Here is a 25,744-nt window from a genome sequence, read left to right as displayed (position 1 = left end):
GACCCAAGTACGCGTATCGACGGCTCATGCAAAATTGGACCCCCGCCTTCGCGGGGGCGACGGGTCAGATCCAATATTCTCCGAGCCGCGCCATCCATTCCTTGATCCGGTCGGACCACGGCCGGTGCCGCCACCTTTCCAGCGTGACTTCCTTCGAGTCCCTCAAATCCTCGTTGAACGCGCTTTCCATCGCCGCGCCGAACGCCGGATCGATGACAACCACGTTCAGTTCGTAGTTGTGGATGAAGCTGCGCCGGTCGATGTTGGCGGAGCCGATCGTCGACCAGCCGCCGTCGATCACGGCCGTCTTGGCGTGCAGCACCGCGATCTGCAGCTCGAAGATACGCACACCGCCGGCCAGCAACTGGTCGTAGAAGCCCTGGCCGGCGTAGCGGATCAGGCTGTGGTCCGAGACGCCCGGCAGCACGAGCCGCACGTCCACGCCGCGTTTCGCCGCGGCGATGAGCGCGTCGACGATCTGCTGGTCCGGCACGAAATAGGCCGACGTGACGTGGATCGATTTCTTCGCCTCGCTGATCGCGACGACGAGCGCCTTGTAGATGTCGGATTCGTGAGCCGGGTCGGACGCGAGCACGCGGACGATCTTGTCGCCGACGGGCGCCAGCGTCGGGAAATATTCGGCCTGCGGCAGCTCGCCGCCTTCCTGCTGCACCCACAGGTTCACGAACGACCACTGCAGCGGCGCGACGGCCGGGCCTTCGATCTTGACGTGCGTGTCGCGCCAGCCGACCTTGTCGCCGTCGACCTGGTCCGGCTTCTGGCGCGAGCGGAACAGCGAGCTGTTCGCATACGTGCTGCTGATGTTGATGCCGCCCGTGAACGCGACCTTGCCGTCGACGACCATCAGCTTGCGGTGGTTGCGGTTGTTCAGCTCCCACTTGCCGCGCGCCTTGGCGGGATTCACCGGATTGAAGACCAGCACGCGGATGCCGGCCTGGCGCATGCGGTCGAAGAAGGCGGCCGGTGTCGCGAGGGCGCCGACGGCGTCGACCATCACGTTCACGGCCACGCCCTGGCGCTGCTTCTCGATCAGCACGTCGGCGAATTCGATCCCGACCTGGTCCTGGTCGAAGATATAGGTTTCGAGGTTGATGGAACTGGTGGCGGCGCGCGCGGCGGCCATCATTTCGCGCATCGTCGCGGGGCCGTCGAACAGCAGCATGACCTTGTTGCCCGCGATGAGGGGGACGCCCGTCGCCTGTTCTTCCAGCGCCGCCAGCGCCTTCAGGTTGCCGCTCGCATTGGCCCAGCGCCGCGCCACGAGGGCGGACGCCTGCTTCGGCGCCAGGGCGCCCTTGGTCGTCGCGATCGTGGGCACGGCCTTCGCGGGCGCTTCGGGTTCGACATCCGGCAGCGACTTGCACGCGACGACGCCGCAACTGAGGCACAGGGCCATCAGCCAGGCGAACGGGGAGCAGTGACGTGCAAAGCGCTGTCGGAGTCTCATTTGAAACCTCTCGGGTTGGCAACCACGGCCTCGTCGAGGTCGCGCGGTCCGATGAAAAAGTCGAGCGGCGCCGCCCGCAGGCGGCGGCCCAGTGCGCGCAGCAGGCGGAATCCGTTGCGGAAGCGCACCTTGCGCGCCCGCAGCGCCACCCACAGCGCGAGGCCGAAGCTCACCAGCAGGTTGACCATGCCGATGAGCGCGATGCCGAGGAACGTGATGGCGATCGTTTCCGGATCGACCTGCTGGCCGAGCCCGACGAAGCCGATGGCGAGATTGGCGGATGAAAAGGTCACGTGGCGTACGTCCAGCGGCAGGCCGAGGAGGTAGCCGACGGTGCCCGTGATCCCCATCAGCACGCCGAACACGAAGTTGCCCATCAGGCCGCCCAGGTTGTCCTCGACGTAGCGGGCGAAGCGGGCGCGCCGTTCCTCGCCGAGCAGGCGGCGCAGCCAGCGCAGCTGCTGCACGCGCTGGCCCATGCGCGTGTACAGGGCCTTGTTGTCGTAGTAGCCGGACACGAGCCCCGACACGAACAGCCACACGCCCGCGATCGCGGCATGCAGCAGCGCGAGCGAATGCCACGGGTGACTGTCCGCGATCAGGTGCTCCGCCTTGGCGGGGTTCACGAGGTGCGTGCCGAAGATCCAGTACCAGGCGAGGGCGATGGCCCACGCGACCGGGATCACGGTCGCGAGATTGCCCAGCACGGCGACGATCTGCGTCCGGAACACTTTATTCACGAGGGCCGCCATGCTGTCGACGTCGACCTGGCGCCGGCTCGAGCCCCGCTGCGCCGTATCGTGCAGGGCGGCGGCGATGCGCGCGGCCGTCATCGCCGGCTGCTTGGTCGCGATGGTGAAATGCAGCACGTGCACGAGCATGAAGCCGGCCGCGTAATTGAGGCTGTAGAGCAGGGCTTCGATCAGCGGGGCGCGGTGCTGGTACGAGATCAGGATCTTGATGAGCGCCATGAAGCCGATGATGATGCCGGCCCCGGCCGACGACGCGAACATGCCGCGCAGGTCCGCGCGCCGCTCGGCAATGTAGTGCTCGCCCGTGCGGCTCGCGTTCTCCGTGACGTTGCGGGCCAGCAGGTCGATGTTGTCGCGCAGCAGGCCGCGCACCTCGTACTTCGTGTTGTGCGCTTCCGCGAGTTCCTGGGCGAGGTCGACGGCCGCCGCGCGGCGCAGGCTCGTCGGCGGCTCGGTGGGCGGCGTCGCCTCGTTCGCGAGCGTTTCCACGTCCACGGTGGGCGCGGACGGCAGTTCTCCGCTCGTGTCGACGAGGAACAGCAGCTTTCTCAGGCGGTCGATACTCTGCGTCAGCGCGACGAGCAGATAGGTCAGCGCGACGCTCGTGCCGGAGGCGAGGGCCTTGCTGCGGATCTTCAGCACGACCGCTTCGCATTGGTCGAGCATGACGAGCAGGTGGCGCGCGTCTTCCATCGTGTCGACCTCGCCGCACATCAGGCGGCCGTAGTCGTCGAGGTATTTGTTCGCCTCGATGTTCTGCATGAGGAAGGGCGAGTCCACTTCCTCGATTTCCATGTGCGCGTGGATCAGGCGCGGCTCCAGGCCCAGCGCGCAGACGCGGCACGACAGGGTGCGGATGGCGTCCAGCAGGCCCGCCAGCACGATCCTTTGCGCGCGCGAGGACTCGGCGGATTCGTGCTCCGCGCCGTCCGGCGGCGCGGCGTTCGCGACCACGTCGAACAGCTCGAGCCAGTCGGCGTTCGGTACGGCGCGGATCCACTGGTAATCGTCTTCGCGGCACAGCACGCGGTCGAGCGTGTCGGACAGGTATGAATCGTCCAGCGCGGGCGGCAGGACGCGGTAGGCGATGCGTTTTTTCAGTTCCGTGAAGAAGCCATCGTTCGACAGGATGCCGACGTCGGAATACAGGCTCGTGTGGCGGCGCGTTTCGAGCAGCCGGGTCAGATAGCGGCGCAACGTCCAGGCCTGGCCGGGATGACCCTTCAGCAGCTGGGTCAAGGTGCGCACCTGGGCGCGCGCGTAGTCGTGGTCGCTTGCGCGGCGTGGGCGCAACTGGTCGACCAGCTCGACCAGCAGGTCGATGCGGTCGCTGTCCGGGTCGAGATGTTCGAGAATCGAGAGCATGGGAATCTTCGCAGCTAGGAAAGGTCAGTGTACGCGCGGATACGCGGCGGCCACTGTACGGTGACGAACCGAGCAGGCAGGCCTGCGTTACACTTGATGCTTGACGTCATCACTGGGGAGCAGCATGTATCTGACTTACTATAACGGCCAATGGGTCGAAGGGAATACGCCGTTGTTCGGTGCCATGGACCACAGCGTCTGGCTGGGTTCGTCCGTCTTCGACGGCGCGCGGGCGTTGCGCGGCCATCTGCCGGACCTGCGTCCGCACCTGGAGCGCGTGATCGCGTCGGCGGACAAATTGGGCTTGCAGTGCCCGCTGAACGTGGACGAGATGGAAGCGCTCGTGCGCGAAGGCGTCGCGCGCTTTCCGGCCGACGCGGAGCTGTACATCCGTCCGCTCGTGTTCGCCTCCGAAGGTTTCCTGATCCCGACGCCGGAAGCGGCCGCCTTCGCGCTGACGCTGTTCGACGCGCCGCTGCCGCCGTTCTCCGGCTTCTCGGCCTGTTTGTCGGCGCTGCGCCGTCCGGAGCCGACGATGGCCCCGACGGATGCCAAGGCGTCCGCGCTGTACGCCAACACGGCGCGTGCGCTGCGCGAGGCAAAGTCACGCGGCTTCGACAACGCCGTCCTGCTGGACGCGGCGGGCAACGTGGCCGAGTTCGCGACGTCGAACCTGTTCCTCGTCACGGCCGACGGCGACGTCGTCACGCCCGCGCTGAACGGCACGTTCCTCGCCGGCATCACGCGTGCCCGCGTGATCGCGCTGCTGGGCGAGGCCGGCGTGAAGGTCGTCGAGCGCACCGTCAAGCCGGAAGAGCTGGACACGGCGCGCGAAATCTTCAACACCGGCAACTACGGCAAGGTTGCGCCGTGCACGCGCTACGAATCGCGCGAACTGCCGGCCGGCCCGATCGCGAAACAGGCGCGCGACCTCTACCTCGCGTTTACCGAGACGACCTGACACAAAAAATCGGGGTCAGAAAATTCGGGGTCAGAGCAATGTGCTCTGACCCCGAATTTGCAAACGAATGGGCTCTGACCCCGAATTGGAGAAATAGGTTGACGAAAAAAAGCCAGGCGCGCGGCCTGGCCCGGAGATCCCATTGGGGTCAATCGCTACTACTTTGCGCGGGGGATGGGGATCGCACGGATGGTGCCGCAGTCGGCCGACAGCCACTTGCCGCTGACATCCACGTCCACGGTCTGGTTGCGCCCCTGTTCTTCGCTCCGGATCTTCATGCGGGCACGGTAACTCGTGTCGTTGTCGGCGACCAGGTCGCCTTCGCCGCTCACCTTCGGTGTCGTGCAGGTGAACGTGATGTGGCCGCGCGTCGCCGATTGCTGCGTGAACGACTGCCTGCAATCGCCCTGCTGGACCGGGAATTCCTTGCGCTCGGCCATCTCGCGCGTCATGCACAGCTTGGTCTGCAGCGCGCCGTTGGCGCCGACGTCGAGCTGCACGCCATTCTGCCGCATCATCTTCTGCATCTGCTGGCGCTGTTCGGGCGACATGTTGGCCATGTGCTGCTGCATGGCAGACATCGCTTGCGATATCTGCGGGTCGCTCGACGTCATCGTGTTCGACAGCGACCACAGGCCGGGTTTCAGCGCCTGTGCGCCGGCCGGGAGCGCGGCGCAGGCACACGCCAGCACGAGCGCGGATGCAATGGATTTGTTCATCGTTATTCCTTCCTTTTAAACATTGGGCGGCATCACGACGCCTCGCCATGCCGTCCCAGCACCTTGCGCTCCAGGTACATGAGCAGCAGGACGGTCTTGGCATCGACGATGTCGCCCGTCTCGACCATCGCGAGGGCGTCGTCGAAATCCAGTTCCACGACCTCGATGTCTTCGCCTTCCCCGGGATTGCCGCCGCCGGCGTCGCAGCGCCGCGCGCGATCATACTCCGCGACGAACAGGTGGATGCGTTCCGTCGTCGATCCCGGGCTGACGTACAACTGCAGCGCGGACTGCACGTGGTCGATGTCGTAGCCGGTTTCCTCGCGCGCTTCGGCGATGGCGCGTTCGGCCGGGTCGGCGCCGTCCAGCATGCCGGCCGCCGCTTCGAGCAGGTAGCCATCGTGGCCGGCCAGACGGGCGCCGAGGCGGAACTGGCGCGTCAGCACCACCGACCGGTGGGCGCGGTTGTACAGCAGCACGGCGGCGCCGTCCGCGCAATCGTAGATTTCGCGCGACTGGACTTGCAGTTCGCCGTCCTGGCGACGCTGGGCATAGGTGACGTTCTTGAGAGGCAGATAATGGTCCGAGAGGATCTCCTCGCGGACGATGCGCACGGTGTCGTGGGTCATGGCATCTCCTGTGGTTGGCCTTGCCCGAGGATACACCGTGCGCGTCATGGACGGGCGCGCGCGCCCGCGCGGTCAACCCTGGCGGGCCGGTTCGCTGACGTAGATCTCGACGCGGCGGTTGCGCGCGCGGCCGGCCGGATCGTCGTTGGTGGCGATCGGTTCGCGGGAGGCGCGGCCTTCGACGGTGATGCGGGCCGGATTGATGCCGCGCGCCGTCAGGTAGTCGCGCGTGTGGGCGGCGCGGTCCAGCGACAGCGGCTGGTTGATCTGGTCGCTGCCCGTGTTGTCGGTGTGGCCGATGATGGTGACGTTGGTGGCCGGATTCTCGTTCAGCGTCTGGGCGAAGCGGTCGAGGATCGGGCGGAAGTTCGGCTTGATGTCGGAGCGGTTCGTGTCGAACGAGACGTCGCTCGGGATCTCGAGTTTCAGGCGGTTGTCCGAGGTCTGCGACACCTGCACGCCGGTGCCGCGCGTGGCCTGTTCCATCTGCTGGCGCTGCTGTTCCATGTGGCGCGACCAGACGTTGCCGACGACGGCGCCCGCCGCCGCGCCCAGCACCGCGCCGCGGGTGGCGCGGCCGGAACCGCCGCCGCCCGTCGTGGCGCCGAGAATCGCGCCGAGGCCGGCACCGACGCCGGCGCCGGTCGCAGTGCCGCGCTGGGTCTGGCTCATGTCGGCGCAGCCGGTGGCGGCCACGGCAAAGGCGGTGGCGCACAGGGTGGAACGGATCAGGGTTGTTTTCATGGTGGTCTCCTTCAAAAAAAAATATCCGTTTCGTAGTCGCACCCGCAGCAGTGGGCACGACCGCGAAACGGATCGGTCAGGTCCGCAGGTCACTGCGGTCCGGCACGACGCCGCGTGCCGCTATGATACTGCTATATGCCTCGGCCACTGATCAGGCGCACCAGGATCATGATGACGGCGACGACCAGCAGGATGTGGATGAAACCGCCGACGGTATAGGAAGTTACCAGACCGAGCAGCCACAGAATGATGAGAATGACGGCAATTGTGTAGAGCATGATAGTGTCCTCATGGTTGACCGGCGTTGCTGTGCCGTGAATCCAGTATCGAACTAACAAGCTTTGTATTCCGTACGATGCCGTACATTACGTCGCGCTTTTTTGTTCCTTGTGCAAGCCGGGAATCCAGCCCATGAAGCCCATCAGGCCGAGACAGCCGATCAGGCAGGTCAGGAGGCCGCCCGTGATCAGGAAAAAGACGTCCTGCGCCGCCAGCTCGGCCGCCGTCGCCTGCGGTGCCGGCTCCGCGCTTGCCAGGCCAAAGCCCGTCAAAAGAAGTCCCCAGAGAATGATGCCGATCCATGCCAGACTGTTCATGTCGCGTCCTTTCGCTTGAGTGAGCTCTGCCGTACGAAGCCGATACTGCTGTGCGGAGGCAAACTCATCCGTGCGCCAACGCACATTGCGAAAAAGAAAACTTAGTGAGCGATCGTGCAAGGTGCAAACGCCGCGCACCCGTCTCCAACATAGCACGCGGCTGGACAAAACAAAACCGGGGCCGAAGCCCCGGTTGACCGGTTGATGCGGGTTCCCTCACGCCGAACGCAGCGATCCTTTCACGATGCGCACGCGGTCGCCCGTGCGCCACGGCGGGGCGCTGTGCTGGTGGAACGTGCGCAGCGTGCCGTCGTCGAGGCGGACACGGATCTCGTAGCTGATGTCGGCCTTCATGTTGCCTTCCACCTGGTTGCCGACGACGGCACCGCCGACCGCGCCGGCGACCGTCGCCAGCTGCCGGCCGTGACCGCTGCCGACCTGGTTGCCCAGCAGGCCGCCGAGGATGGCGCCGCCGGCCGCGCCCACGCCGCTGCCCTGGGCGCGCGTCTTGATCTGGCGGATCGACTCGATGTTGCCGCAGTTGTTGCACCAGTTGCTGCCGCTGTCGTTGGATGCCAGCTTCGTCGATTGATGCGTGACCTTCGGCGCCGGGGCGCGCTCGACCGGCGCGTATTGCGGGGCCGGGGCGGGCGCGTAGTCGGCGCCGGCACTCGTCGATCCCTGGCTGCCGCCGTCGCCGTATGCGGTGGTCGGCGCGGCATAGGATTGCGCGCCGGCCGGGACGGGGTAGGTGGGCTGCACCGGCGTTTGCACCGGGTAGGTGGTTTGCGGCTGGCCCGCCAGCGGCGCGGCGGGCGCCGTGGCCGGGGCCACGTAGCCCGGCTGGCCCGGCTGTTGCAGGCCGGCCGACAGGGCCGCGCGGTCGGCGTCGCTCAACTGGCCGCGGTTGTGGCCGGTCGACGACGGCAGCCAGCCCATGATGGCCGCCGTGCCGATGGCGCAGAACAGGATGACCGCGATCGCGGCGGCGATCAGCAGCGGGTGTTGCTTCGCCCGGGCGGGCGGGGTGGGGTGCGTGTCCATGGCTTTCCTTTCCGGTGTCGGTGGGGACGAGGGCGTGTCGCGAGCCTCGAGTCCGGTACGTTTCCATTGTCCCTGGCAACAACACCCCGTTCCGTGCGTCACCGTACATACTTGCCCTGGCGCGGCCGGTACGCTGACTGAAAGTTGTCAGTAAATGTTTCCGGGCAGTGTAAATAGCCAATCTCCCAAACGTGTGAACCGATGAAGTCCAACCGCGAGGGTCCGATGAATTCAGCCGCTCCACCTGTGGTCGCCGAGCACAATGCCAACCTGCTGCTGGCATCGCTCCCGCCGCAGGAGATGGCACGGATGCTGCCGGCGCTCGACCAGGTCAAGGTGGACGTCGGCGCCGTGTTGTGCGAGCCGGGCGACATCATCCGTCACATCTATTTTCCGCACGACTGCCTGATTTCGCTGATGGCCGTGGCCGAAGGCCGCATGACGCTCGAGGTGGGCCTCGTGGGCCGCGAAGGCATGCTGGGCGCCACCGTCGCGCTCGGCCACGAGACGACGCAGGTGCGCGCCGTCGTGCAGCGTGCCGGCAACGCCAGCCGCATCGACGCCGACCGCCTGCGCATCGAATTTGCCCGCAACCCGGCCCTGCAGCGCGTGCTGTACCGCTACACGGATGCGCTGCTGGCCCAGGCCATCCAGATCGCGGTGTGCAGCCGCTACCACGTGCTGGAGGCGCGTCTCGCACGCTCGCTGCTCGTCACGCGCGATCGCCTGCAGTCCGACAAATTCCACCTGACGCATGAATTCCTCGCCCATGCGCTGGGCGTGCGCCGCGTGGGCGTCACCAAGGCCGCCAGCGCGTTGCAGCAGCAGGGGCTCATCAACTACAGCCGCGGCAATATCGAGATCCTCGATCCGGAACGTCTCGCCGCCGCTGCCTGCACCTGCTACGAGATCGTGCGCGAAGCGGGGGCCGGTGTCGGCGCGCCCGTGCTGGCCTGACCGTCGTCGATCCAAAGAAAAATGCCCCGGCAAGCGGTAATGCCGTTCAGTTAAGACTGAACGGCATTTTTATTTAATCGTTGTAAACGCCGGGCATCGCTGTTAACCTTCGTCGCCATGTTCGACGACACTCTGCATTTTCTGGCAAATCATCTTGAGGCTCCCGACTGGGCAAGGTTGGGGGAGCATTTGCCATACGAATGGATCGAGCAGGCCGTCATAAGCACGGAAGCGACGAGTATCCGACATCGTCGCCTGCCTGCCGAGCAGGTTGTATGGCTGATGGTGGCACTGGCTTTGTATCGGCACAAATCGATCAGCGAAGTGCTGGATGATCTTGGTTTGGCGCTACCGGACGCGCAGACGCCGTTCGTCAGCAAAAGCGCTGCGGCCCAAGCGCGCCAGCGCGTCGGACCTGAGCCCTTGAAGTGGCTATTCGAGCGCTCGGCAAGGCATTGGGTGACGCAGGACAGGAAGGCTTACCTGTTCAAAGGACTGCAGCTGTTCGCCATGGACGGGACGACCTTGCGCACGCACGACACTGCGGAAAATCGCAACCACTTTGGCGCCCAGAGTTACGCCAGCGATACGGTCGCCAGCTATCCGCAAGTGCGCGGTGTCACCCTCACGTCGCTGCCCACGCACCTGGTGCATAGTGCCGCGTTCGGCCCATACTCGACCAATGAAATGCTGTACGCAAAGCAGCTTATCGAGGCTATTCCGGATGAATCGCTGACGGTCTTCGATCGAGGCTTTCTCTCGGCCGAAATCTTGTGCGGCCTGACAGGCAGCGGCGCCGAACGGCACTACATCATTCCAGCCAAATCGAACACCAAGTGGGAAGCGCTCGAAGCCGAAAGCGACGATATGTTGGTGCGCATGCGTGTGTCGCCCCAGGCCAGGGCCAAGTGCGCAGAATTGCCTGAGTTCTGGGAAGCGCGCGCGATCACCGTCGTCGACGCACAGGCGCGCAAACGCATCCTGCTGACCTCGCTGCGCGACCGTCGTCGCTACAAGCCAAGCGATATCGCCGCCTGTTACGACAAGCGCTGGGGGATTGAAACGAGCTACCGGGAGCTCAAGCAAACGATGCTCGGCACGGCACTGACGCTGCGCTCGAAAACAACGGATGGCGTATATCAGGAAATCTGGGGAACGCTTATCGCCTACAACCTGATCCGGCTCGAGATCGCCAAGGCTGCGCTGGCGGTGAAGTGCGAGCCGACCGAGGTCAGCTTCATCCGGGCATTCCACCTGATCCAATTCGAACTGCACTGGGCCGGCGTCACGAGATCGTATGGAAAATTGCCTGCGTCGATGAGACACTTGCGGGAAAGGCTGGTTAGCCTCCTGAAAGACGAACGGCCCGGCCGCAAATGCGACCGGGCCGTCAAGGCAACGCCAAAGCGTTATGCCGTCCGGAAGGTCAAGAAGCTAGCTTAACTGAACGGCATTACCGGCAAGCGGGGCATTGTCTTTTGGTGCAGCCGCGATCAGTGCGTGGTCTTCACCTGGTTGCCGATCACGCCGCCGACGGCTGCGCCACCGACGGTACCGACGGCGCTGCCGCCCGTCAGTGCGCCGCCGACCACTGCGCCGGCGCCGGCGCCGATGGCGGTGTTACGGTCCTGCTTCGACATGCCGGCGCAGCCGGTCAGGCCCAGGGCCACGGTTGCCAGCGTTGCGGTCGCGATGATGTGCTTGATGGTCTTCATGTTGATCTCCTTAAGGTGGGTTACATACTCACTTCAGGCGCAGCTCATTCCTGACCGATCTGACGCCCCTCACGGTGCGCGCGGCCGCGGCGGCCGCCGCCACGTCGTCCGCGGAGCTCACGAATCCGCTCAGCTTGACGACCCCCAGGTCCGTGTCGACGTCGATCTCGTTTGCCTTCAGGCTGGCATCGCCGAGGAGGGCGGCCTTCACGCCGGCCGTGATGCCGGCATCATCGGTTTGCCCTACGACAGCCGTCGGGCTGTTCGTCGCGCATCCCGCGATCCCGCACAGGGCCAGAGCCGCCAGCAATGCCGATGTCGACAGTGCTGCCGGGGTCCTGCCTGTACCGAATCGTTTCATGCCTTCTGCGCTTCCTCGCGATGCCGGCCTGCTGTTCGGGAACGGCGCCGGCCTTACCATGACTCCAGCATAAATGTCGTTCGCATAGCGGTCTGTACGACAAATAACACTGTGACATGCCGGGCTCAACGTTTGGCGCTTTTCCCGGGCGGCGGCGCAACGGGTTTCGCGCCCGCCCTGGCCAGCAGCGCATTGCACGGGCTGTCCTTGCCCGGCCCCGTGTTGATCAGCGGGAGCAGGGCGGCGGCCGGTGCCGCGACGACGGCCAGCGCGGCCGCCGCGCCACCTTTCAGCGCGAGCACTTTCTTGTCGAGCGACAGGTCCGGATTCTTGAACGTGCCGCGCACATAGAACGGCGTGCGCAACGTGAACAGGCGCAGCCCCTTGGTCTCCGGCTTGATGCGCAGGTCCATCTGTTCGGTCGACATGTTCACCCAGCCATTGATGTCGACGATGGCTTCCTCCGTGTCGAGCACGAAGGTGCGGGTCTGCGCCACGCCATCCTTCACGCCCAGGTCGGCGGCGAGGCAGTTCAGCTTGACCTCCTTGTCGCCGAACAGTTTCGTGATGATGACGTTGCCGACGTTCAGCCCGGCCTCTTCGAGCAGCAGCTTGCTGACGACGCCCTGGCTGACGAGACCTTTCACTTCGCCGTTCGCACCGGCCAGCATCGCGCCGACGGAATCGCCCGTTGCCGAGAGCTTCGCTTCGCCATAGATCGAGCCCACGGTCGCCTGCATCTTTTCGATTTGCGGGAACAATTCCTTGATGTGGATGTCGCGCGCCTTGACGTCGGCGGTCGCCTTGATCGGGCTGTTGGCGTTGCTGCCGTCGAGCTTGATGTTCGAGTTGACGTTGCCGCCGGCCATCACGAAATTCAGCGGCTCCAGCGTGAGCACGCCATTGTTCATCACGACATGGCTTTGCAGCTTGCTGATGGGCAGGTCCTTGTCCTTGACGATGCGGTCGGCCGTGAAGCGCACGTCGGCGTCCAGCACCTTCCAGCGCTCCGTATGGAATTTCTCGACGGGGAGGGCCTTGTTTTCCGGCTGCACGGCCTCGACGCCCCGCGCGCGCTTGCTCGCGTTGGAATCGGCGCCGATCAGCGGGCCGAGGTCGGCAAAGCGCAGCTGGTGCGACACGACGTTGCCGGTGAGCTTGTTGCGCGGCTTGCCCGTCGCGAATTCGAGGCGGCCCGCGATGTCGGACTGGCCCACCTTGCCCTTGAACTTGTCGTACACCCAGCGGCTCTTGTTCTCGCCCAGTTCGCCCGTCAGGTGGCCGTCGGTCGAGAACGCGGGCGTCTCGGGCAGCAGCACGCCCGTGAACGGATACAGCCGCGCCATCGACGGCGCCGCCAGCGTCAGTTTCACATCGATGCCCGCGAGGTGGGCGGGGCGGGTGACCGTCCCTTCGACGGCGACGCGCGTATTGGCCGAGTGCACGTCGGCCTGGACGGGGAACGGCTCGTCCTGGTCGCGCAGCGACAGCACGGAACCCGTCTTGCCGCCGCCGCCCACGGGCGCGCCGTTGTACTCGCCGCGCAGCTTGAAGGCGATGCCATAGGTCGGGTCGTTCGCGATCGTGTCGATGTCGGCCGTGACGTCGGCCTTGGTCACGGCGTCGATCACGTGCACCGTGCCCTTGTTCAGAACGACCCGTTCGAGGTCGAGCGTCCACTTCGATTTCTTTTCCTCGCGCTTGTAGACCCAATTGTAGTGCGTGGCGTCCACGCGCAGCAGCTCGGCCTGCGGGCCGTCGAAGCGCAGCACGGGCACGTGGATGCGGTGGCCCAGCAGCGCGAACGGATCGAGCGAGAACGAGAACTGGCGCACGCTGGCCATGTCGCGCTGGGGCAGGCCTTCCGGGTTGCCCACGTGGACGTCGTCCGCGTACAAATGCGGCCACGGGATGTAGTCGCGCCACGTGCGCTGCGCTTTCGGTATGCTTTTCGACGGCTGCTCCCAATGCACGGCGAGATTGCCGCGAATGGCGAACGGACGGTCGATCGCGTCGCTGACCTTGTCGTTGAGCCAGGGTTTGGCGCGGTTCCAGTCGAACGTGAGGACGATGATGATGGCGATGACGGGAATCGCCACCAGCACGCCGACGATGCCGAGCGTGATCTTCACCGGACGCGACATGCGCGCGCCCTGCCTGGGCTGTTGGGTGGGCTGGGTTGTCATGGCCTTCCTTCTGGTGGGATGGGTTGATCGCAGATTAACGTAAAGGTCCTTGCGTCAATGTGCGGTGCCGCACCTTAGCCCGGCCGCAGGGGGGCCGAGGCCGTGTCTATGTGCGCCAGCGAACCGATCTCGTCCGGCGCGAGGGTTATAACGTTACCAACACAATCTAAAAACAGGAGTCGCAAGATGGATACGAAATCGATGAACCTGCTGACGCGGGTCGGCGCAGCCGCCGTGGTGCTTTCGCTGGCTGCCTGCGCCAGCCCGGAAAAGACCCCGGCCACGGCTGCCGTCGCGGTTTCGCACAATGCCGTCGAAAACGCCGTGTCGGCGGGCGCGCCCGAGCTGGCGCCGACGGAGATCTCGGCTGCGCGCGACAAGATGATGCGCGCCAACCAGGCCCTCGCCGCCAAGGATTACAAGACGGCCCGCGAACTCGCGATCCAGGCCCAGGCCGACGCCAAGCTGGCGCAGAGCAAGGCCAATTCGGCCAAGGCCACGGCCGCCGCCGACGCGCTCAACGAGGACCTGCGCGTGCTGCGCCAGGAAGTCGACCGCGCCAATTCCGACCAGCAGCAATAAAGCCCAATAACAAGAACCGCAGAAAGGAAGCATCATGAAAATGAATTTCCTGAAGGCCCTCGTCGTTGCCGGCACGATCGCCCTGGCCGGCTGCAGCACCGTCCCGACCACCACACCCACGCTGGACGAGGCGCGCGCCGACTTCGTCGCGGCGAACAACAATCCGCAGGTCGCGACGTACGCGCAAATGGAATTCAAGCAGGCCGGCGAAGCACTCGACCGCGCCAACCAGGCCGCCGCCCAGCGCGAGAGCCTGGATACGATCGACCGCCTGGCCTACATCGCCAAGCAGAAGATCGCCACCGCCCAGGAAGTGGCGAAGACGAAGTCCGCCGAGGCGGAGGTCGCGAATGCGGCCCGCGAACGCGACCGCGTCCAGCTGGAAGCCCGCACCGCCGAGGCCGACCGTGCCAAGCGCGACGCCGCCGCCGCCCAGGCCCAGGCCGCCGCGGCCCAGGCTCAGGCCCAGGATGCGCAGGCCCAGGCCGCCGCCGCCCAGCAGCAGGCCGCCCAGCAGGCCGACCGCGCAGCGCGCCTGGAAGCCCTGCTCGTCGAACTGCATGCGCAGAAGACGGAGCGCGGCATGGTCGTCACCATCGGCGACGTGCTGTTCGCCACCGACCGCGCGGAATTGAACGCGAACGGCATGGCAACCGTGAAAAAACTGGCCGAGATCATGACGCAGAACCCCGACCGCACGGTCATGGTCGAAGGATTTACCGACAGCACGGGCACCGCGGCCCACAACAAGGACCTGTCCGAGCGCCGCGCGGCGTCCGTGGCCCAGGCCCTCGTCGGCCTCGGCGTGCCGCGCGAACGCATCGGCATGCGCGGCTATGGCGAGGCATTCCCGGTCGCGTCGAACGACACGGCCGCGAACCGCCAGCTGAACCGCCGCGTGGAAATCGTGCTGTCGAACGCCGGCGCACCGATCCCGCCGCGAGCGGCACAGCGCTGAATGGGGACCTCGCAAATCTCGAGCCCCCGGATTGAAAACTCACTGAAAGAGGAAGATTCATGGAACAGAACGCATCCAACCTGGCGCACGGTTTCGACATCGCGGAAATCCGCCGCGCGGCCGCGAATCTCGAAGACGGCGCCGTCACCGAGGGCTACGCGGCCGACCGCGAAGCCGTCATCGGCATGCTCAACGCCGCACTGGCGACGGAACTGCTGTGCGTGCTGCGCTACAAGCGCCACTACTACACGGTCAGCGGTCCGAACACGGGTCACATCAAGGCCGAGTTCCTCGAGCATGCGCAGCAGGAGCAGGACCACGCCGACCGCATCGCCGAGCGCATCGTCCAGCTGAACGGTTCGCCGAACTTCAACCCGGCCACGCTGACCCAGCGCAGCCATGCGGAGTACGACGATTCGGAAGACGTGCAAGCCATGATCCGCGCCGACCTGATCGCCGAGCGCGTGGCGATCGAATCCTACCGCCAGATGATCCAGGCCATCGGCGACAAGGATCCGACCACCACGATCATGCTGACCGAGATCCTGGCCACCGAGGAAGAGCACGCCGACGACATGCGTGACCTGCTGGCCTGAACCCTTACCCACCACTACCTACAACAAGGAGTACATCATGTTAGAGTCCATCCGCGCCAATGCCAACGCCTCCCAACTGAACGGCGCAGCGAACAATGCTTCCGGCGACATGAAAGCGCTCGTCAAGGACGCACAGTCGCTGCTGAGCGCCGCCGCTTCCCTCACCGGCAACAAGGCCGATGAACTGCGCGAGCGCGGCATGGAACTGCTCGACCAGGCGCTGGGCAAGGCCGGCAAGTACCAGGATCAAGCCCTCGTCAAGAGCAAGGAACTGGCGCGCGCAACCGATGTCTACGTGAAGGACAACCCATGGCGCACCGTGGCCGTGGCGGCCGGCGTCGGCCTGCTGCTGGGTGTCATTCTGGGCCGTAAATAATTCGGGTCGGGGGCAGCCATGGATAATAATGAAACCGTCGTGCATAGCCCCGGCCTCATGGGTGGGATCACGGGCCTGGCCAAGAACCTGTTCGGGCTCGTGGTGTCGCGCGTGGAACTTGCCGCGCTCGAGCTGTCGGAAGTACGCAATCACGTGATCGAACTCGTGGTCATCTTCGCGATGGCCGCCCTGGCCACGTGGTTCGCGCTGGCCTACGGTACCGCGACGATCGTGGCGCTGGCCTGGGAAGAAATGGGCTGGAAGATCCTGCTCGTCATGTTCGTCGTGTTCGCCGTGATCACCCTGATCCTCGTGATGAAGGGACTCTCGCTGCTCAAGCAGGGCAAGCTGGCGTTCCCCGAGACCATGAAGGAATTGCGCAACGACCGCGACATGCTGTTGTAACCGGAGGAACGAGCTATGGAAAAAACGATCGGCCATCACACACATGGCTCCCTTGAAGAGCGCAAGCGGGCCCTGTTGCGCGACGGCGAGTTCTACCGCAGCGGCGTCGCCCACGCGCGCGCCCAGATCAAGCACGCGGCGCGCCCCGAAGTGATCTTTCATTCGGCGCTCGACCACGCGACCTGGGTGCTGCGTACCCGCGCCGATGCATTGCTCAAGCCGACCGGCACGAGCATTTCGGTCCTGGCCCCGTATGCGCTGACCGTGCTGGGCTTCATCCGCAAGCGCAATCTCGGCAAGCCGGCACTGGGCGTGGCCGCCGTCCTGGGCGCGCTCGGTTGGTACTTGCAGCGCAAACGCGCGCAGCAAGTGGCATACTAAGGACAACGCGGCGCGATTCGCCACCGGATCGCGCCTTCACGAATATGGTGGGGCTTGAGCGGCGTCGCAATCTTCGATTGGACGCCGTCTTTTTATGCCTTCGCCGCATCCGCTCCGCATCCTTCCCATTAAAAAAGCCGGCAGAGCCGGCTTCAAGTGTGCACGGGGCGCGCCGCTCAATAGCGATAGACGCGGCCGTCGACGATGCGCACGCGGTTGCCCACGCGCAGGTCGTACACATTGTCCTGGACGATGGTGCGGTATTCGCCATTGTCTAGACGGATATTGACTGCGTACTGCTGTTGTCCTGCTCCCTCGCGGTTCGCTTCCACACGGTTGCCGATCGCTGCGCCCGCCACGCCGCCGGCGACGGTTGCCGCCGTGCGGCCGCCGCCGCTGCCGACCTGGTTGCCGGCCAACGCACCGACGAGGCCGCCGACGATCGCGCCGGCACCGCTCGTGCGGCCTTCACCACTGGTCACCTGGATCGATTCGATCGTGCCGTAGCCCGTCGAAGCCGTGTTGTCGTAGCCGTTGGTGTAGCCATTGTTGTAGCCGCTGTTGGCGTAGCTGGGCTGGGACGACTGGCTGGCGCAGCCACCGAGGAGCGCACTGGCCGCGACGAGGGCGGCAAGGGTACGAGTAGCTTTCATGACTTGTTCTCCTGGCAAAGATGTGGGACCAGATTACGCAGTCATGCGTATGGGGTCTGTGCGATGACGCACTCACCTGCGGGTGCTCATCCGATGCTTTTTCATCATCTTTTTTCGTGTGTTCGGCAGCGAACAGAAATCGTCCTTACGGCAGAGTAAAACGTCAACATCGGTTGAAAAAAAGAGTGTCAAAAGGAGAACAAGAATGCGCACACCACACATGATCCTGTTATTGGCCGCTGCCCTGATGTGGGCTGCAGGCCATGTCCGCGCGGCGACGCCGGAAGCGAAGCTGGCTTACCAGCAGGCACGCGACACGGCGGCGGCCGAGTACAAGAACGCACGCGCCCGCTGCGATGCCATCACCGGCAATCCAAAGGACGTCTGCGTGCTGGAAGCGAAGGCCGCGCGCGTGCGCATGGAGGAAGAAGCGCGCGCCAAGTACGAGGACACGCTGAAGGCCTATACGCGGGCACGGATGCGCATCGCCTCCGCCAACTATGACCTCGACAAGGCACGTTGCGCCGGCCTGACGGGCAACGACAAGGACGTGTGCCAGGAACAGGCCAAGGCCCGTCTGGTCGCCGCGCAGGCCGACGCGAAGGCCGACCAGAAAACGATCGAAGCGCGCAACGAAGCGCGCGAGGACAAGCTGTCCGCCGCGTACCGTGTCGCCATGGAGAAATGCGACGCGTTCGCCGGCGCCGCCAAGGATCAATGCGTCTCGGCTGCGAAGGCCGAGTTCGGAAAATAGCCGGATGATAACCGCACCCCGCTCATGAAGAGCACAACCAAGTACCACCACTAACAAGGAGTTCACCATGAACGCAACCAAACGCATCGCCACCGCCATCTTCACCGCCGCTGTCGCCTTCACCGTCGTCGGCTGCTCGTCGAGCCCGACCAAGGAAAGCACCGGCGAGTACATCGACGACGCCGCCATCACCGCAAAAGTGAAGGCTGCGATCTTCAACGAGCCGACCCTGAAGGCCACCGAGATCAATGTCGAGACCTACAAGGGCGACGTGCAGCTGTCGGGCTTCGTGGCCCAGCCGCAGGATGCGCAGAAGGCCGCCGACGTCGCACGTGGCGTGAAAGGTGTGTCGTCGGTCAAGAACGACATCCGCGTAAAATAAGCTGACCGGGCGGCTCGTGCGCGGGCCGGCCCGACAGTCGTGTCGATTGCCGCGCCACGCGGCATCCGCCCTGGCAGGAAACTGCCGGCGGGTGCCCGGGACCGGCTGTTTTTTTTCAGGCAGGTACCATGCAGCTCGCCCAATCCGGCTCCGCAACATCCGAGGCATCCAACCCAGTCACGCCGGTTGCCGCGGCGCCCGCGGATGTCGAACAGGCGGCGCGTGAAGCCGGCCTCGTCAACACCGATGGAGCACCGACGGGCGAAGAGCTCGGCGCTGCCCACGGCAACCTGCGCTTGCCCGTCCACGTCAACGCGCGCGGTCTCACGCTCGGCGTGATCGCCACCGTCGCGTTCGTCTTCGGCCTGCAGTGGGCCAAGAATTTCTTCGTGCCGCTCTTGCTCGGCATTTTTATCGCCTACACGCTGAGTCCCGTCGTGCGCTGGCTCGAGCGCTGGCACATCCGGCGCGCCATCGGCGCGACGCTCGTCACGGGCCTGATCCTCGTCGGCATGGCGCTCACCATGCACCGGGTGCAGGGCGAGTTCCTCAACATCGTCGACGAACTCCCGACCCTGACGCACAAGGTCACGCGCATCCTGACGGATGGCTCGGACGGGCCGTCGACGATCCAGCAGGTCCAGGCCGCCGCGGCCGAACTCGAACAGGCCGCCGCCAACGCGGGCAGTGCGAAGCGGACGGCGGCGCCGCGGCGTGCAGCGGCACCGGCCGTCGCCCAGACGCCCGGCGGCAGCAATTTCCGCATCATGGACTGGTTGCTGGCCGGTTCCGTCGGCCTGGCCAGTTTCATCTCGCAAGCCACGATGGTCGTGTTCCTCGTGTTCTTCCTGCTGCTGGCCGGGGACACGTTCAAGCGCAAGCTCGTCAAGCTGACAGGGCCGTCGCTGACGCAGAAAAAAGTGACGGTGCACATCCTCGAGGACATCAACACGTCCATTCAGAACTACATGTTCATGCTGCTCGTCACGAACGTGCTGCTGGCGCTGCTGATGTGGGTGGCGCTGCGGTTCATCGGCCTGGAAAATGCGGGCGCGTGGGCGATCTTCGCCGGCGTCGCCCACATCATGCCTTACTTCGGCCCGCTGTTGATCACGTCGGCCACGGGCCTCGTCGCCTTCCTGCAGTTCGAATCGCTGCAGATGGTGATCCTCGTGGCGGGTGCGTCGCTGGGGATCGCGACGCTCGTCGGCATGGTGGTCACGACCTGGATGACGGGCAAGATCGCCAAGATGAATCCGGCGGCCGTGTTCGTCAGCCTGCTGTTCTGGGGCTGGCTGTGGGGCATGTGGGGATTGCTGCTCGGCGTGCCCGTCGTCGTCGTGATCAAGGTCGTGGCGGAACGCGTGGAAGGGATGGAAGTCATCGCCGAACTGCTTGGCGAATGACGGCGCCGTCCCGCCGGGGCAACGGCGCCGCGGTGGTTCAGTGTACGGGCGACGGGCGCGCATCCGGCGGCGGCGCACCTGGGACGTGCTTGTCCTTCAGGCTGCCCATCTGCAGCGCGTACTGGCGGGCGAATTCCGCGCCCAGGAAAAAAATCTGCGCCGAGTAATAGACCCATAGCAGCAGCGCGATCAGCGAACCGGCCGCGCCGAAGCTGCTCGTCGTGCCGCTGTTGCCGATGTACAGGCCGATCGCGAACTTCCCCACGGTGAACATGATCGCGGTGCCGAGGGCGCCGATGGTCACGTCGTGCCACGACAGTTTTACGCGCGGCAGCAGCTTGTAGATCGCGCCGAACATCACGGCGATGACGAGGAAGCTGACGGCCCAGGCCACCCAGCCCAGGATGATCGTCGCGGAGTGCCACATGCCGCCCAGGTATTTTTCCAGCACCGACAATGCGGCGGACACGACCAGCGTGAACATCAGCAGCAGGCCCAGGGTCAGGATCAGGCCGAACGACAGCAGGCGGGTGCGGACGGTGTCCCACCAGGTGGCGTCCTTCGGCGGCGGGACGTCCCAGATTTCGTCCAGGCTGTCCTTGAGTTCCGCGAACGCACTCGTCGCACCGACCAGCAGCAGGACCGTCGCGATGATCGTCGCCAGCTTGCCGCTTTCCTTGTTGCGGGCACCGGCCAGGATCGCCTGGATGGTTTCCGCGCCCTGGGTGCCGACGAGGCCGCGCAGCTCGTCCAGCAGCTGGCCTTGCGCGGCGTCGGTGCCGTAGAAAAAGCCGGCTATCGCGATAACGAGCACGAGAATGGGCGCCAGCGAGAACAGCGTGTAGAACGCGAGGGCGGCGCCTTTGCTCGATGCGCGGTGGTCCAGCCATTCGGTCACGGCGCAGCGCATCACATGGACGACCTGGCGCGAGAAGGGGATCCAGTTTTGTACTGCCATCAGGTAACCTCCAAAAAGACGAACGCGCCCGAAGGCGCGTTCCGGGGCCTACGCCCAGCGGTGGGCGGGGACGAAGCCCCGCGTTGAGGCGTTACTGTACGCGGCGCTCGATGGTGATCGGCTCCACTTCCACGCGGCGGTTCGGTGCCAGGCAGGCGATCAGCTCCGAACGTTTCTTCTGGTGGCAGTCGGTCACGACCGGATTCTGCTCGCCCTTGCCGTAGGCCTTCAGGCGGTTGGAATCGACGCCTTTGGCGATCAGGTACTCGCGCACGGCGTTGGCGCGGCGCTCCGACAGCTTCTGGTTGTACTTGGTCGAGCCCAGGCGGTCGGTGTAGCCGGTGATGTCCACGTCGGTGATCGACGGGTCGGCCTGCAGCGCGGCGGCGATGTCGTCCAGCTTCGGCTGCGGCGACGAGAGGGTGGCGCTGTCGAAGGCGAACAGTTCGCTGGCCGACAGCGTCACCTTCTCGAAGCGGGCCGGCGGCGGCGGCGGAGCGGCCGGTGCCGGGGCCGGCGCCTCGACGACCGGAGCCGGGGCAGGTTCCGGCGCCGGTGCTGGTGCCGGGCGCGGCGGCGGGTTGAAGGCGTAGTTCAGGCTGAACGTCGCGTACTTGGTGTTGGCGCGCGAGAAGCCGAACTTGTCGTCGTCGCGCAGGTGGGCGCGCACGTCGCGCACGTCGGCCTGCAGGGACCACTGCTCGTTCATGCTGACCTGGAAACCGACGCCGGCCTGGTAATACGGCGACCAGCCGGAGACGTTACGGATCGGATTGCTCTCGTGGTCGCGTTCGCCGCCGACACCGATCAGCAGGTACGGACGGAAGGTCTTACGCGACAGCATCAGCAGGGCGTCGACGCCGACGAGGGTCTGGCGGTAGTTGTAACCGTTGTCGTCGACGCGTGCCTGGGTGGCACCAATCTGGATATCCCACAGCGGATGCACGGCCTTACCGAACTTCAACCCGCCGCCCCAGTCCTTCTTCGAGGTCAGGAAATCATGGTCGGGCTTGATGCCGACGATCGTCGGGGCGATGTACCACGACGGATTGATGACCTCGGTGGTGTCCTGAGCCAGGGCCGTTCCGGCGGAGCACAGAATGGCGGCGGCCAGAGCGATCTTCTTCGTATTATTCACAGGTAACTCCCATAAGTTGTAAAGGTACTTGACATCGCATGGCTTGCAGTGATGTTGATGTCAAGCTTACAAGTCGGCCATTTTTCGGGTCAGTGCGCCAGCGCACCTAACAGCCGGTTGTTGTGGCGATTTTACAACGTAGCCATTTATGCCATGATTGCGGTTTGTTTCAGGATGTTACGAACTGCGGATTAACCGTCGCTTACTTCTTATAACGTCGCCCTTCGTGCATGCACGTCTCCTTTTATTACGGAATTGTCATGTCACGCGGTCAGGTCGATACCGCTTCGATTTCAAGCCGTGCAGCCGGTTCCCGTTGAGCCCCACCAATTTGTCGAGCGTCAATACGCAATCGCGTTTCTCTTGCTTTTAAGGATGAATAACTTTTCAGAAATTTTTAGAAATGTTGGATGGCGCACAGACCGGGGGTGATGAGGCAGGCAATCTTGTATCCAGTTAAGCGGAACCGGCGTGTTGTCAGGTGGTCATACACGAATACGGCGGTCCGGGCCATACACAGAACATCGTCCTTTTCACGGAGTAAACCAATATGCATGCAGCGACTCACCATAATGCGGTACAAGGCGAACTCAACGCGGTGCACACTTCCAGTAACTCTGCACTGATCGAACGCGTCCCACCGCAGCCGACCGAGCGCGCTCCGATTTCGCTCGCGCCGATCGAGCGGGTGCGGTCGACGTCGGCTACCCAGCGCCGTATCGAAAACATGCAGAAGCTGATCGGCGAGCTGCAGACCCACGAGATGCTCGCCGACGAAATCGCCTGGTTCCTCAAATTCTCGCCGTCGGGCGCCCGCAAATACATCCGCGACCTGCGCGAAGCCGGCGTCATCGAACTGGCCCGCTACATCGAAGGTACCGCCACCTACCTCGGCAAGGCCGTGTACCGTATTTCGCCGGATCCGGAGCGCGTCAAGGCCTTCCTGGGCGCGATCTGCCAGCCCAAGCGCGAAGGCGCCGCCCCGCGCAAGGAGCGTCCAGGCCTGCGCGAGCAGAGCATGGCCGGCACCGGCCGCCACTTCCACATCCTGGCCGACGACACCCATTACGCGATCCGCGTCAACCGCAGCCCGGTGACCCGCGACCCGCTCGTCGCCGCACTGTTCGGCCCGCCGCCGAGCCAGGTCGCCAAAGAGCGCGTCTGAGCGCGCTGGTGTTGATAGCGGTCGCACGACGTGGCCGCTATCAGCTGCGCCACCCCGCCGAGAGGCCGGGTGGCGCTGTTTTTTTTGCAGGATTCCAATTGAAAAGGCGACAAGCGTGCTCATATGCCGGGTGCGGCACCCCGACCGCTTACCCATCAAGGAGACTCCATGCTGCCGAGTGCCGAATCCCTGGAAGGCCAACCCGTTCCCCAGGTGACGTTCAAGGCGCGCCCCGACGACCAGTGGCGCGACCTCACGACCGATGAACTGTTCAAGGGCAAGACCGTCGTCGTGTTCGCCTTGCCCGGCGCCTTCACGCCGACCTGTTCCTCGGCACACCTGCCACGCTACAACGAGCTGGCACCCGCCTTCCGCGAGAACGGTGTCGATGAGATCGTCTGCATCTCCGTCAACGATGCCTTCGTGATGCAGTCCTGGCAGGCCGGCCAGGAGGCGGGCAACATCACCATGATCCCCGACGGCAACGGCGACTTCACGGAAGGCATGGGACTGCTCGTCGACAAGCGCGACCTCGGCTTCGGCAAGCGGTCGTGGCGCTATTCGATGCTCGTCAAGGACGGCATCATCGCCAAGGCGTTCATCGAGCCGGACAAGGAAGGCGATCCGTTCGAAGTGTCGGACGCCGATACCATGCTGCGCTACCTCAACCCGGACGCCACGCCGCGCGAGCCCGTCGTGATGTTCTCCAAGCCGGGCTGCCCGTTCTGCGCGCGCGCCAAGGCCGTGCTGAAGGCAAATGGCATCGTCTTTACGGACATCCCGCAGGATGCGAAGATCACCACCAGCGTGCTGCGCGCCGTCGCCGGCGCCACCACGTGGCCGCAGGTCTTCATCGGCGGCAAGCTGATCGGCGATGCGGAGGCGGTCGCCGCATATTTCGCGCCGCGCGCACAAGAGGCCCAGTAACGCCGGTATCGGGAGAACACGATGGAAGCCGCTATCGTCTGCGCCGTGCTCGCGCTCGGCGTGCTGTTCGCGTGGCTGCTGCCGCGCTGGCGCCTGCGCCGCGTGCTGGCGCGTCCGCTCACCGCGGCCCAGCTCGGCATCATCGAGCGCAACGTCGACCAGTACCGGGGCATGCCGCCCGACCTGCGCGCGCAGTTGCAGCGCCTCGTCAAGCAGTTCCTGCACCAGAAGACGTTCGTCGGCTGCGCCGGACTCGAGGTGACGGAAGAGATGCGCGTGACGATCGCCGCGCAGGCGTGCCTGCTGCTGCTGAACCGGCCCAGCCGCGTGTATCCGGGCCTCCACGCCGTGCTGGTCTACCCGGGCGCGTTCCTCGTGCCGCGGCTCGAGCACGACGCGGCCGGCGTCGTCACGGAAACGCGCCAGGATCTGCTGGGCGAATCGTGGGGCGACGGGCGCGTCGTGCTGTCGTGGGAACACGTGCGCCGCGCCGGCCTGGCGGCCGAGGGCACGCACAACGTCGTGCTGCACGAGTTCGCGCACCAGCTCGACAGCGAATCGGGCAGCAACAACGGCGCGCCCTTCCTCGGCAGCCCGGAGCGCTACCGGAGCTGGTCGGAAACGCTGTCGCGCGATTTCGCGCTGCTGCGGCGCGATGCCTACTGGGGCCAGCGCGACGTGCTCGATCCGTACGGCGCCACGAATCCGGCCGAGTTCTTTGCCGTGGCGACGGAGAGTTTCTTCGAGCAGCCGCACGAGCTGGCCGCGCGCCATCCGGATCTGTATGCGGAGTTCCAGGCGTATTACCGCGTGGACCCGCGCGACTGGTTTCCCGCGCCGGCGCCGGAACCGGAGCACTACGGCATGGTCTACGGACAGTGGCGCTAGCGGCTACGCTGCGTGCGCTCGCGTACAGAGACCGAGCCCAGCGGGAGGCATCATGGCCACACCTTTATATGCAGGAGGTCATCCATGTCCACGATCATTGCAGGGCACTTCCAGCTGCAGGATGACGTCGAGCGGGCGCGCCATGCCCTGATCGACGCCGGGTTCCCGAGCGAACGCATCAGCGGTTTCTACCTGAGCCAGCCGGGCCAGCACGACCTGACGCCGATTGGCGGCGACAACATCCACTCGCCGGGCGCCAAGGAATCGCCGGAAGGCGTGGCCCAGGGCGCCGGTGCCGGTGCGGCGGTCGGTATCGTGGCCGGCGCCGCGACGGCGCCCGTGACCGGACCGCTGGGCCCCGTGGTCGGCGGCCTGCTGGGCGCCCACGTCGGCTCGCTGTTCAGCTTTACGAAGATGAAGGATCCGGGCGAACGCGAGGAGGGCGGCCGCGCGCCGATGGAAAACCGTCCGGCCGGCATGCTCATCGCGGTCGCCTTCGACGATCCCGGCCTCGAGTCGCGCGCCGTCGACCTGCTGCGCGGCCTGGGCGCCCACCACATCGAGCGCGCCAAGGGCAATATCGTCGATGGCGACTGGGCCGATTTCGATCCGGCGTCGCCGCCCGACATGATTCACTGAGTCCGCGCCCCCCGCGTCTATTTGCGTTTCGTCAACGAC

At 65.3% G+C, this 25,744-nt stretch carries 30 protein-coding genes; 16 read left to right on the top strand and 14 right to left on the bottom strand.

Going from position 1 to position 25,744, the window contains the following annotated elements; all coding sequences use genetic code 11:
• Window positions 1-64: 64 nt before the first annotated feature.
• Together cls and ACL58G_RS26560 are read right to left on the bottom strand one after the other, a co-directional pair.
• Window positions 65-1,468, bottom strand: coding sequence for a cardiolipin synthase (gene cls / locus ACL58G_RS26565; protein WP_440963707.1), 1,404 nt, complete (start codon window positions 1,466-1,468; stop codon window positions 65-67).
• Window positions 1,465-3,585, bottom strand: a complete 2,121-nt coding sequence (locus tag ACL58G_RS26560) for a site-specific recombinase (RefSeq protein WP_440963706.1) — start codon at window positions 3,583-3,585, stop codon at window positions 1,465-1,467. Before ACL58G_RS26560 ends, cls begins: the two co-directional genes overlap by 4 nt.
• A 124-nt stretch (window positions 3,586-3,709) precedes the next feature.
• Between ACL58G_RS26560 and ACL58G_RS26555 the strand changes: the two genes are divergently transcribed.
• A complete protein-coding gene (locus ACL58G_RS26555) occupies window positions 3,710-4,546 on the top strand; it encodes a branched-chain amino acid aminotransferase (protein ID WP_440963705.1) in 837 nt (278 codons plus the stop codon).
• A 158-nt stretch (window positions 4,547-4,704) separates the two neighbouring features.
• On the opposite strand, the gene ACL58G_RS26550 is transcribed toward ACL58G_RS26555, so the two are convergent.
• The 6 genes from ACL58G_RS26550 to ACL58G_RS26525 all read right to left on the bottom strand — a co-directional run bounded on the left by ACL58G_RS26550 (window position 4,705) and on the right by ACL58G_RS26525 (window position 8,278).
• The gene (locus ACL58G_RS26550) at window positions 4,705-5,265 is read right to left on the bottom strand and encodes a DUF3617 domain-containing protein (protein WP_440963704.1); all 561 of its coding nucleotides are present in this window, start codon (window positions 5,263-5,265) and stop codon (window positions 4,705-4,707) included.
• A gap of 32 nt (window positions 5,266-5,297) precedes the next feature.
• The gene (locus ACL58G_RS26545) at window positions 5,298-5,894 is read right to left on the bottom strand and encodes an NUDIX domain-containing protein (protein WP_440963703.1); all 597 of its coding nucleotides are present in this window, start codon (window positions 5,892-5,894) and stop codon (window positions 5,298-5,300) included.
• Window positions 5,895-5,966: 72 nt separating this feature from the next.
• A complete protein-coding gene (locus ACL58G_RS26540) occupies window positions 5,967-6,638 on the bottom strand; it encodes an OmpA family protein (RefSeq protein ID WP_413387529.1) in 672 nt (223 codons plus the stop codon).
• Between the two features lie 131 nt (window positions 6,639-6,769).
• On the bottom strand, window positions 6,770-6,916 hold the full coding sequence (locus tag ACL58G_RS26535; protein WP_105378160.1) for a lmo0937 family membrane protein: 147 nt from the start codon (window positions 6,914-6,916) through the stop codon (window positions 6,770-6,772).
• 87 nt (window positions 6,917-7,003) lie between these two features.
• Window positions 7,004-7,234, bottom strand: coding sequence for a hypothetical protein (locus ACL58G_RS26530; RefSeq protein WP_413387530.1), 231 nt, complete (start codon window positions 7,232-7,234; stop codon window positions 7,004-7,006).
• A 216-nt stretch (window positions 7,235-7,450) separates the two neighbouring features.
• Window positions 7,451-8,278, bottom strand: coding sequence for a glycine zipper 2TM domain-containing protein (locus tag ACL58G_RS26525; RefSeq protein WP_440963702.1), 828 nt, complete (start codon window positions 8,276-8,278; stop codon window positions 7,451-7,453).
• A 225-nt stretch (window positions 8,279-8,503) separates the two neighbouring features.
• Between ACL58G_RS26525 and ACL58G_RS26520 the strand changes: the two genes are divergently transcribed.
• Together ACL58G_RS26520 and ACL58G_RS26515 are read left to right on the top strand one after the other, a co-directional pair.
• Window positions 8,504-9,235: a Crp/Fnr family transcriptional regulator gene (locus tag ACL58G_RS26520; RefSeq protein WP_440963701.1), complete on the top strand. Its 732-nt coding sequence runs from the start codon at window positions 8,504-8,506 to the stop codon at window positions 9,233-9,235.
• A gap of 117 nt (window positions 9,236-9,352) precedes the next feature.
• The gene (locus tag ACL58G_RS26515; protein WP_440963700.1) at window positions 9,353-10,678 is read left to right on the top strand and encodes an IS4 family transposase; all 1,326 of its coding nucleotides are present in this window, start codon (window positions 9,353-9,355) and stop codon (window positions 10,676-10,678) included.
• Window positions 10,679-10,728: 50 nt separating this feature from the next.
• Here the strand turns inward: ACL58G_RS26515 and ACL58G_RS26510 are convergent, their stop codons facing one another.
• From ACL58G_RS26510 to ACL58G_RS26500, 3 genes are all read right to left on the bottom strand, one after another.
• Window positions 10,729-10,950 carry a glycine zipper 2TM domain-containing protein gene (locus tag ACL58G_RS26510; RefSeq protein ID WP_036237051.1) on the bottom strand — a complete coding sequence of 74 codons (222 nt, stop codon included), beginning with the start codon at window positions 10,948-10,950 and terminating at the stop codon, window positions 10,729-10,731.
• A gap of 28 nt (window positions 10,951-10,978) precedes the next feature.
• The gene (locus ACL58G_RS26505) at window positions 10,979-11,311 is read right to left on the bottom strand and encodes a BON domain-containing protein (RefSeq protein WP_413387533.1); all 333 of its coding nucleotides are present in this window, start codon (window positions 11,309-11,311) and stop codon (window positions 10,979-10,981) included.
• 125 nt (window positions 11,312-11,436) lie between these two features.
• Complete coding sequence (locus tag ACL58G_RS26500; RefSeq protein WP_440963699.1) at window positions 11,437-13,497, bottom strand: AsmA family protein; 2,061 nt, start codon at window positions 13,495-13,497, stop codon at window positions 11,437-11,439.
• Between the two features lie 186 nt (window positions 13,498-13,683).
• Here ACL58G_RS26500 and ACL58G_RS26495 point away from each other — a divergent pair, with 186 nt between their 5' ends.
• Genes ACL58G_RS26495 through ACL58G_RS26470 form a run of 6 tightly spaced genes read left to right on the top strand, consistent with a single transcriptional unit; the run spans window position 13,684 to window position 16,795 of the window.
• On the top strand, window positions 13,684-14,079 hold the full coding sequence (locus ACL58G_RS26495) for a DUF4398 domain-containing protein (RefSeq protein WP_413387535.1): 396 nt from the start codon (window positions 13,684-13,686) through the stop codon (window positions 14,077-14,079).
• A 40-nt stretch (window positions 14,080-14,119) separates the two neighbouring features.
• The gene (locus ACL58G_RS26490; protein ID WP_371762989.1) at window positions 14,120-15,037 is read left to right on the top strand and encodes an OmpA family protein; all 918 of its coding nucleotides are present in this window, start codon (window positions 14,120-14,122) and stop codon (window positions 15,035-15,037) included.
• A gap of 59 nt (window positions 15,038-15,096) precedes the next feature.
• The gene (locus ACL58G_RS26485; protein WP_413345245.1) at window positions 15,097-15,633 is read left to right on the top strand and encodes a ferritin-like domain-containing protein; all 537 of its coding nucleotides are present in this window, start codon (window positions 15,097-15,099) and stop codon (window positions 15,631-15,633) included.
• A 37-nt stretch (window positions 15,634-15,670) separates the two neighbouring features.
• Complete coding sequence (locus tag ACL58G_RS26480; RefSeq protein WP_413345247.1) at window positions 15,671-16,009, top strand: DUF883 family protein; 339 nt, start codon at window positions 15,671-15,673, stop codon at window positions 16,007-16,009.
• Window positions 16,010-16,027: 18 nt separating this feature from the next.
• A complete protein-coding gene (locus ACL58G_RS26475; RefSeq protein WP_056127481.1) occupies window positions 16,028-16,414 on the top strand; it encodes a phage holin family protein in 387 nt (128 codons plus the stop codon).
• A 15-nt stretch (window positions 16,415-16,429) separates the two neighbouring features.
• Window positions 16,430-16,795, top strand: a complete 366-nt coding sequence (locus ACL58G_RS26470) for a hypothetical protein (RefSeq protein WP_413387536.1) — start codon at window positions 16,430-16,432, stop codon at window positions 16,793-16,795.
• Window positions 16,796-16,971: 176 nt separating this feature from the next.
• Here ACL58G_RS26470 and ACL58G_RS26465 read toward each other — a convergent pair whose 3' ends face one another.
• A complete protein-coding gene (locus ACL58G_RS26465) occupies window positions 16,972-17,448 on the bottom strand; it encodes a glycine zipper 2TM domain-containing protein (protein ID WP_440963698.1) in 477 nt (158 codons plus the stop codon).
• 205 nt (window positions 17,449-17,653) lie between these two features.
• Here ACL58G_RS26465 and ACL58G_RS26460 point away from each other — a divergent pair, with 205 nt between their 5' ends.
• The 3 genes from ACL58G_RS26460 (at window position 17,654) to ACL58G_RS26450 (ending at window position 19,990) form a co-directional block, all read left to right on the top strand.
• Window positions 17,654-18,202, top strand: coding sequence for a hypothetical protein (locus tag ACL58G_RS26460; protein ID WP_413344246.1), 549 nt, complete (start codon window positions 17,654-17,656; stop codon window positions 18,200-18,202).
• Window positions 18,203-18,269: 67 nt separating this feature from the next.
• Window positions 18,270-18,584 carry a BON domain-containing protein gene (locus ACL58G_RS26455; RefSeq protein WP_056127494.1) on the top strand — a complete coding sequence of 105 codons (315 nt, stop codon included), beginning with the start codon at window positions 18,270-18,272 and terminating at the stop codon, window positions 18,582-18,584.
• 128 nt (window positions 18,585-18,712) lie between these two features.
• Window positions 18,713-19,990 (top strand): AI-2E family transporter, encoded by a 1,278-nt coding sequence (locus ACL58G_RS26450; RefSeq protein ID WP_413387538.1) that lies wholly within the window; start codon window positions 18,713-18,715, stop codon window positions 19,988-19,990.
• A 37-nt stretch (window positions 19,991-20,027) separates the two neighbouring features.
• Here the strand turns inward: ACL58G_RS26450 and ACL58G_RS26445 are convergent, their stop codons facing one another.
• Both ACL58G_RS26445 and ACL58G_RS26440 read right to left on the bottom strand, forming a co-directional pair.
• On the bottom strand, window positions 20,028-20,948 hold the full coding sequence (locus ACL58G_RS26445) for a YihY/virulence factor BrkB family protein (protein ID WP_440963697.1): 921 nt from the start codon (window positions 20,946-20,948) through the stop codon (window positions 20,028-20,030).
• A gap of 91 nt (window positions 20,949-21,039) precedes the next feature.
• Window positions 21,040-22,086: an OmpA family protein gene (locus ACL58G_RS26440; protein ID WP_413387540.1), complete on the bottom strand. Its 1,047-nt coding sequence runs from the start codon at window positions 22,084-22,086 to the stop codon at window positions 21,040-21,042.
• Window positions 22,087-22,636: 550 nt separating this feature from the next.
• Between ACL58G_RS26440 and ACL58G_RS26435 the strand changes: the two genes are divergently transcribed.
• From ACL58G_RS26435 to ACL58G_RS26420, 4 genes are all read left to right on the top strand, one after another.
• Window positions 22,637-23,251 carry a winged helix-turn-helix domain-containing protein gene (locus tag ACL58G_RS26435; protein WP_198119214.1) on the top strand — a complete coding sequence of 205 codons (615 nt, stop codon included), beginning with the start codon at window positions 22,637-22,639 and terminating at the stop codon, window positions 23,249-23,251.
• Window positions 23,252-23,419: 168 nt separating this feature from the next.
• Entirely contained in the window at window positions 23,420-24,178 is a 759-nt protein-coding gene (locus ACL58G_RS26430; protein WP_413387541.1) for a glutathione peroxidase, read from the top strand.
• Window positions 24,179-24,199: 21 nt separating this feature from the next.
• Window positions 24,200-25,066: a zinc-dependent peptidase gene (locus ACL58G_RS26425; protein ID WP_440963696.1), complete on the top strand. Its 867-nt coding sequence runs from the start codon at window positions 24,200-24,202 to the stop codon at window positions 25,064-25,066.
• Between the two features lie 84 nt (window positions 25,067-25,150).
• Window positions 25,151-25,705 (top strand): hypothetical protein, encoded by a 555-nt coding sequence (locus ACL58G_RS26420; protein ID WP_413387543.1) that lies wholly within the window; start codon window positions 25,151-25,153, stop codon window positions 25,703-25,705.
• Window positions 25,706-25,744 lie beyond the last annotated feature (39 nt).

Source organism: Massilia sp. GER05 (genome assembly GCF_052056005.1).
Classification (GTDB): domain Bacteria; phylum Pseudomonadota; class Gammaproteobacteria; order Burkholderiales; family Burkholderiaceae_D; genus Telluria; species Telluria orientalis.
The sequence above is the reverse complement of the archived record's forward strand: the minus strand, read 5'-3'. Positions and strand labels throughout refer to the sequence as shown.

Excerpts from the sequence above, each read along its gene's own strand:
- ACL58G_RS26480 (WP_413345247.1), top strand. The coding sequence starts at position 15,671 with ATGTTAGAGTCCATCCGCGCCAATGCCAACGCCTCCCAACTGAACGGC.
- ACL58G_RS26470 (WP_413387536.1), top strand. The coding sequence starts at position 16,430 with ATGGAAAAAACGATCGGCCATCACACACATGGCTCCCTTGAAGAGCGC.
- cls (WP_440963707.1), bottom strand. The coding sequence starts at position 1,468 with ATGAGACTCCGACAGCGCTTTGCACGTCACTGCTCCCCGTTCGCCTGG.
- ACL58G_RS26475 (WP_056127481.1), top strand. The coding sequence starts at position 16,028 with ATGGATAATAATGAAACCGTCGTGCATAGCCCCGGCCTCATGGGTGGG.
- ACL58G_RS26430 (WP_413387541.1), top strand. The coding sequence starts at position 23,420 with ATGCTGCCGAGTGCCGAATCCCTGGAAGGCCAACCCGTTCCCCAGGTG.
- ACL58G_RS26495 (WP_413387535.1), top strand. The coding sequence starts at position 13,684 with ATGGATACGAAATCGATGAACCTGCTGACGCGGGTCGGCGCAGCCGCC.
- ACL58G_RS26510 (WP_036237051.1), bottom strand. The coding sequence starts at position 10,950 with ATGAAGACCATCAAGCACATCATCGCGACCGCAACGCTGGCAACCGTG.
- ACL58G_RS26425 (WP_440963696.1), top strand. The coding sequence starts at position 24,200 with ATGGAAGCCGCTATCGTCTGCGCCGTGCTCGCGCTCGGCGTGCTGTTC.
- ACL58G_RS26515 (WP_440963700.1), top strand. The coding sequence starts at position 9,353 with ATGTTCGACGACACTCTGCATTTTCTGGCAAATCATCTTGAGGCTCCC.
- ACL58G_RS26500 (WP_440963699.1), bottom strand. The coding sequence starts at position 13,497 with ATGACAACCCAGCCCACCCAACAGCCCAGGCAGGGCGCGCGCATGTCG.
- ACL58G_RS26490 (WP_371762989.1), top strand. The coding sequence starts at position 14,120 with ATGAATTTCCTGAAGGCCCTCGTCGTTGCCGGCACGATCGCCCTGGCC.
- ACL58G_RS26505 (WP_413387533.1), bottom strand. The coding sequence starts at position 11,311 with ATGAAACGATTCGGTACAGGCAGGACCCCGGCAGCACTGTCGACATCG.
- ACL58G_RS26445 (WP_440963697.1), bottom strand. The coding sequence starts at position 20,948 with ATGGCAGTACAAAACTGGATCCCCTTCTCGCGCCAGGTCGTCCATGTG.
- ACL58G_RS26540 (WP_413387529.1), bottom strand. The coding sequence starts at position 6,638 with ATGAAAACAACCCTGATCCGTTCCACCCTGTGCGCCACCGCCTTTGCC.
- ACL58G_RS26455 (WP_056127494.1), top strand. The coding sequence starts at position 18,270 with ATGAACGCAACCAAACGCATCGCCACCGCCATCTTCACCGCCGCTGTC.
- ACL58G_RS26525 (WP_440963702.1), bottom strand. The coding sequence starts at position 8,278 with ATGGACACGCACCCCACCCCGCCCGCCCGGGCGAAGCAACACCCGCTG.
- ACL58G_RS26555 (WP_440963705.1), top strand. The coding sequence starts at position 3,710 with ATGTATCTGACTTACTATAACGGCCAATGGGTCGAAGGGAATACGCCG.
- ACL58G_RS26435 (WP_198119214.1), top strand. The coding sequence starts at position 22,637 with ATGCATGCAGCGACTCACCATAATGCGGTACAAGGCGAACTCAACGCG.
- ACL58G_RS26560 (WP_440963706.1), bottom strand. The coding sequence starts at position 3,585 with ATGCTCTCGATTCTCGAACATCTCGACCCGGACAGCGACCGCATCGAC.
- ACL58G_RS26550 (WP_440963704.1), bottom strand. The coding sequence starts at position 5,265 with ATGAACAAATCCATTGCATCCGCGCTCGTGCTGGCGTGTGCCTGCGCC.
- ACL58G_RS26485 (WP_413345245.1), top strand. The coding sequence starts at position 15,097 with ATGGAACAGAACGCATCCAACCTGGCGCACGGTTTCGACATCGCGGAA.
- ACL58G_RS26420 (WP_413387543.1), top strand. The coding sequence starts at position 25,151 with ATGTCCACGATCATTGCAGGGCACTTCCAGCTGCAGGATGACGTCGAG.
- ACL58G_RS26520 (WP_440963701.1), top strand. The coding sequence starts at position 8,504 with ATGAATTCAGCCGCTCCACCTGTGGTCGCCGAGCACAATGCCAACCTG.
- ACL58G_RS26535 (WP_105378160.1), bottom strand. The coding sequence starts at position 6,916 with ATGCTCTACACAATTGCCGTCATTCTCATCATTCTGTGGCTGCTCGGT.
- ACL58G_RS26530 (WP_413387530.1), bottom strand. The coding sequence starts at position 7,234 with ATGAACAGTCTGGCATGGATCGGCATCATTCTCTGGGGACTTCTTTTG.
- ACL58G_RS26465 (WP_440963698.1), bottom strand. The coding sequence starts at position 17,448 with ATGAAAGCTACTCGTACCCTTGCCGCCCTCGTCGCGGCCAGTGCGCTC.
- ACL58G_RS26450 (WP_413387538.1), top strand. The coding sequence starts at position 18,713 with ATGCAGCTCGCCCAATCCGGCTCCGCAACATCCGAGGCATCCAACCCA.
- ACL58G_RS26545 (WP_440963703.1), bottom strand. The coding sequence starts at position 5,894 with ATGACCCACGACACCGTGCGCATCGTCCGCGAGGAGATCCTCTCGGAC.
- ACL58G_RS26460 (WP_413344246.1), top strand. The coding sequence starts at position 17,654 with ATGCGCACACCACACATGATCCTGTTATTGGCCGCTGCCCTGATGTGG.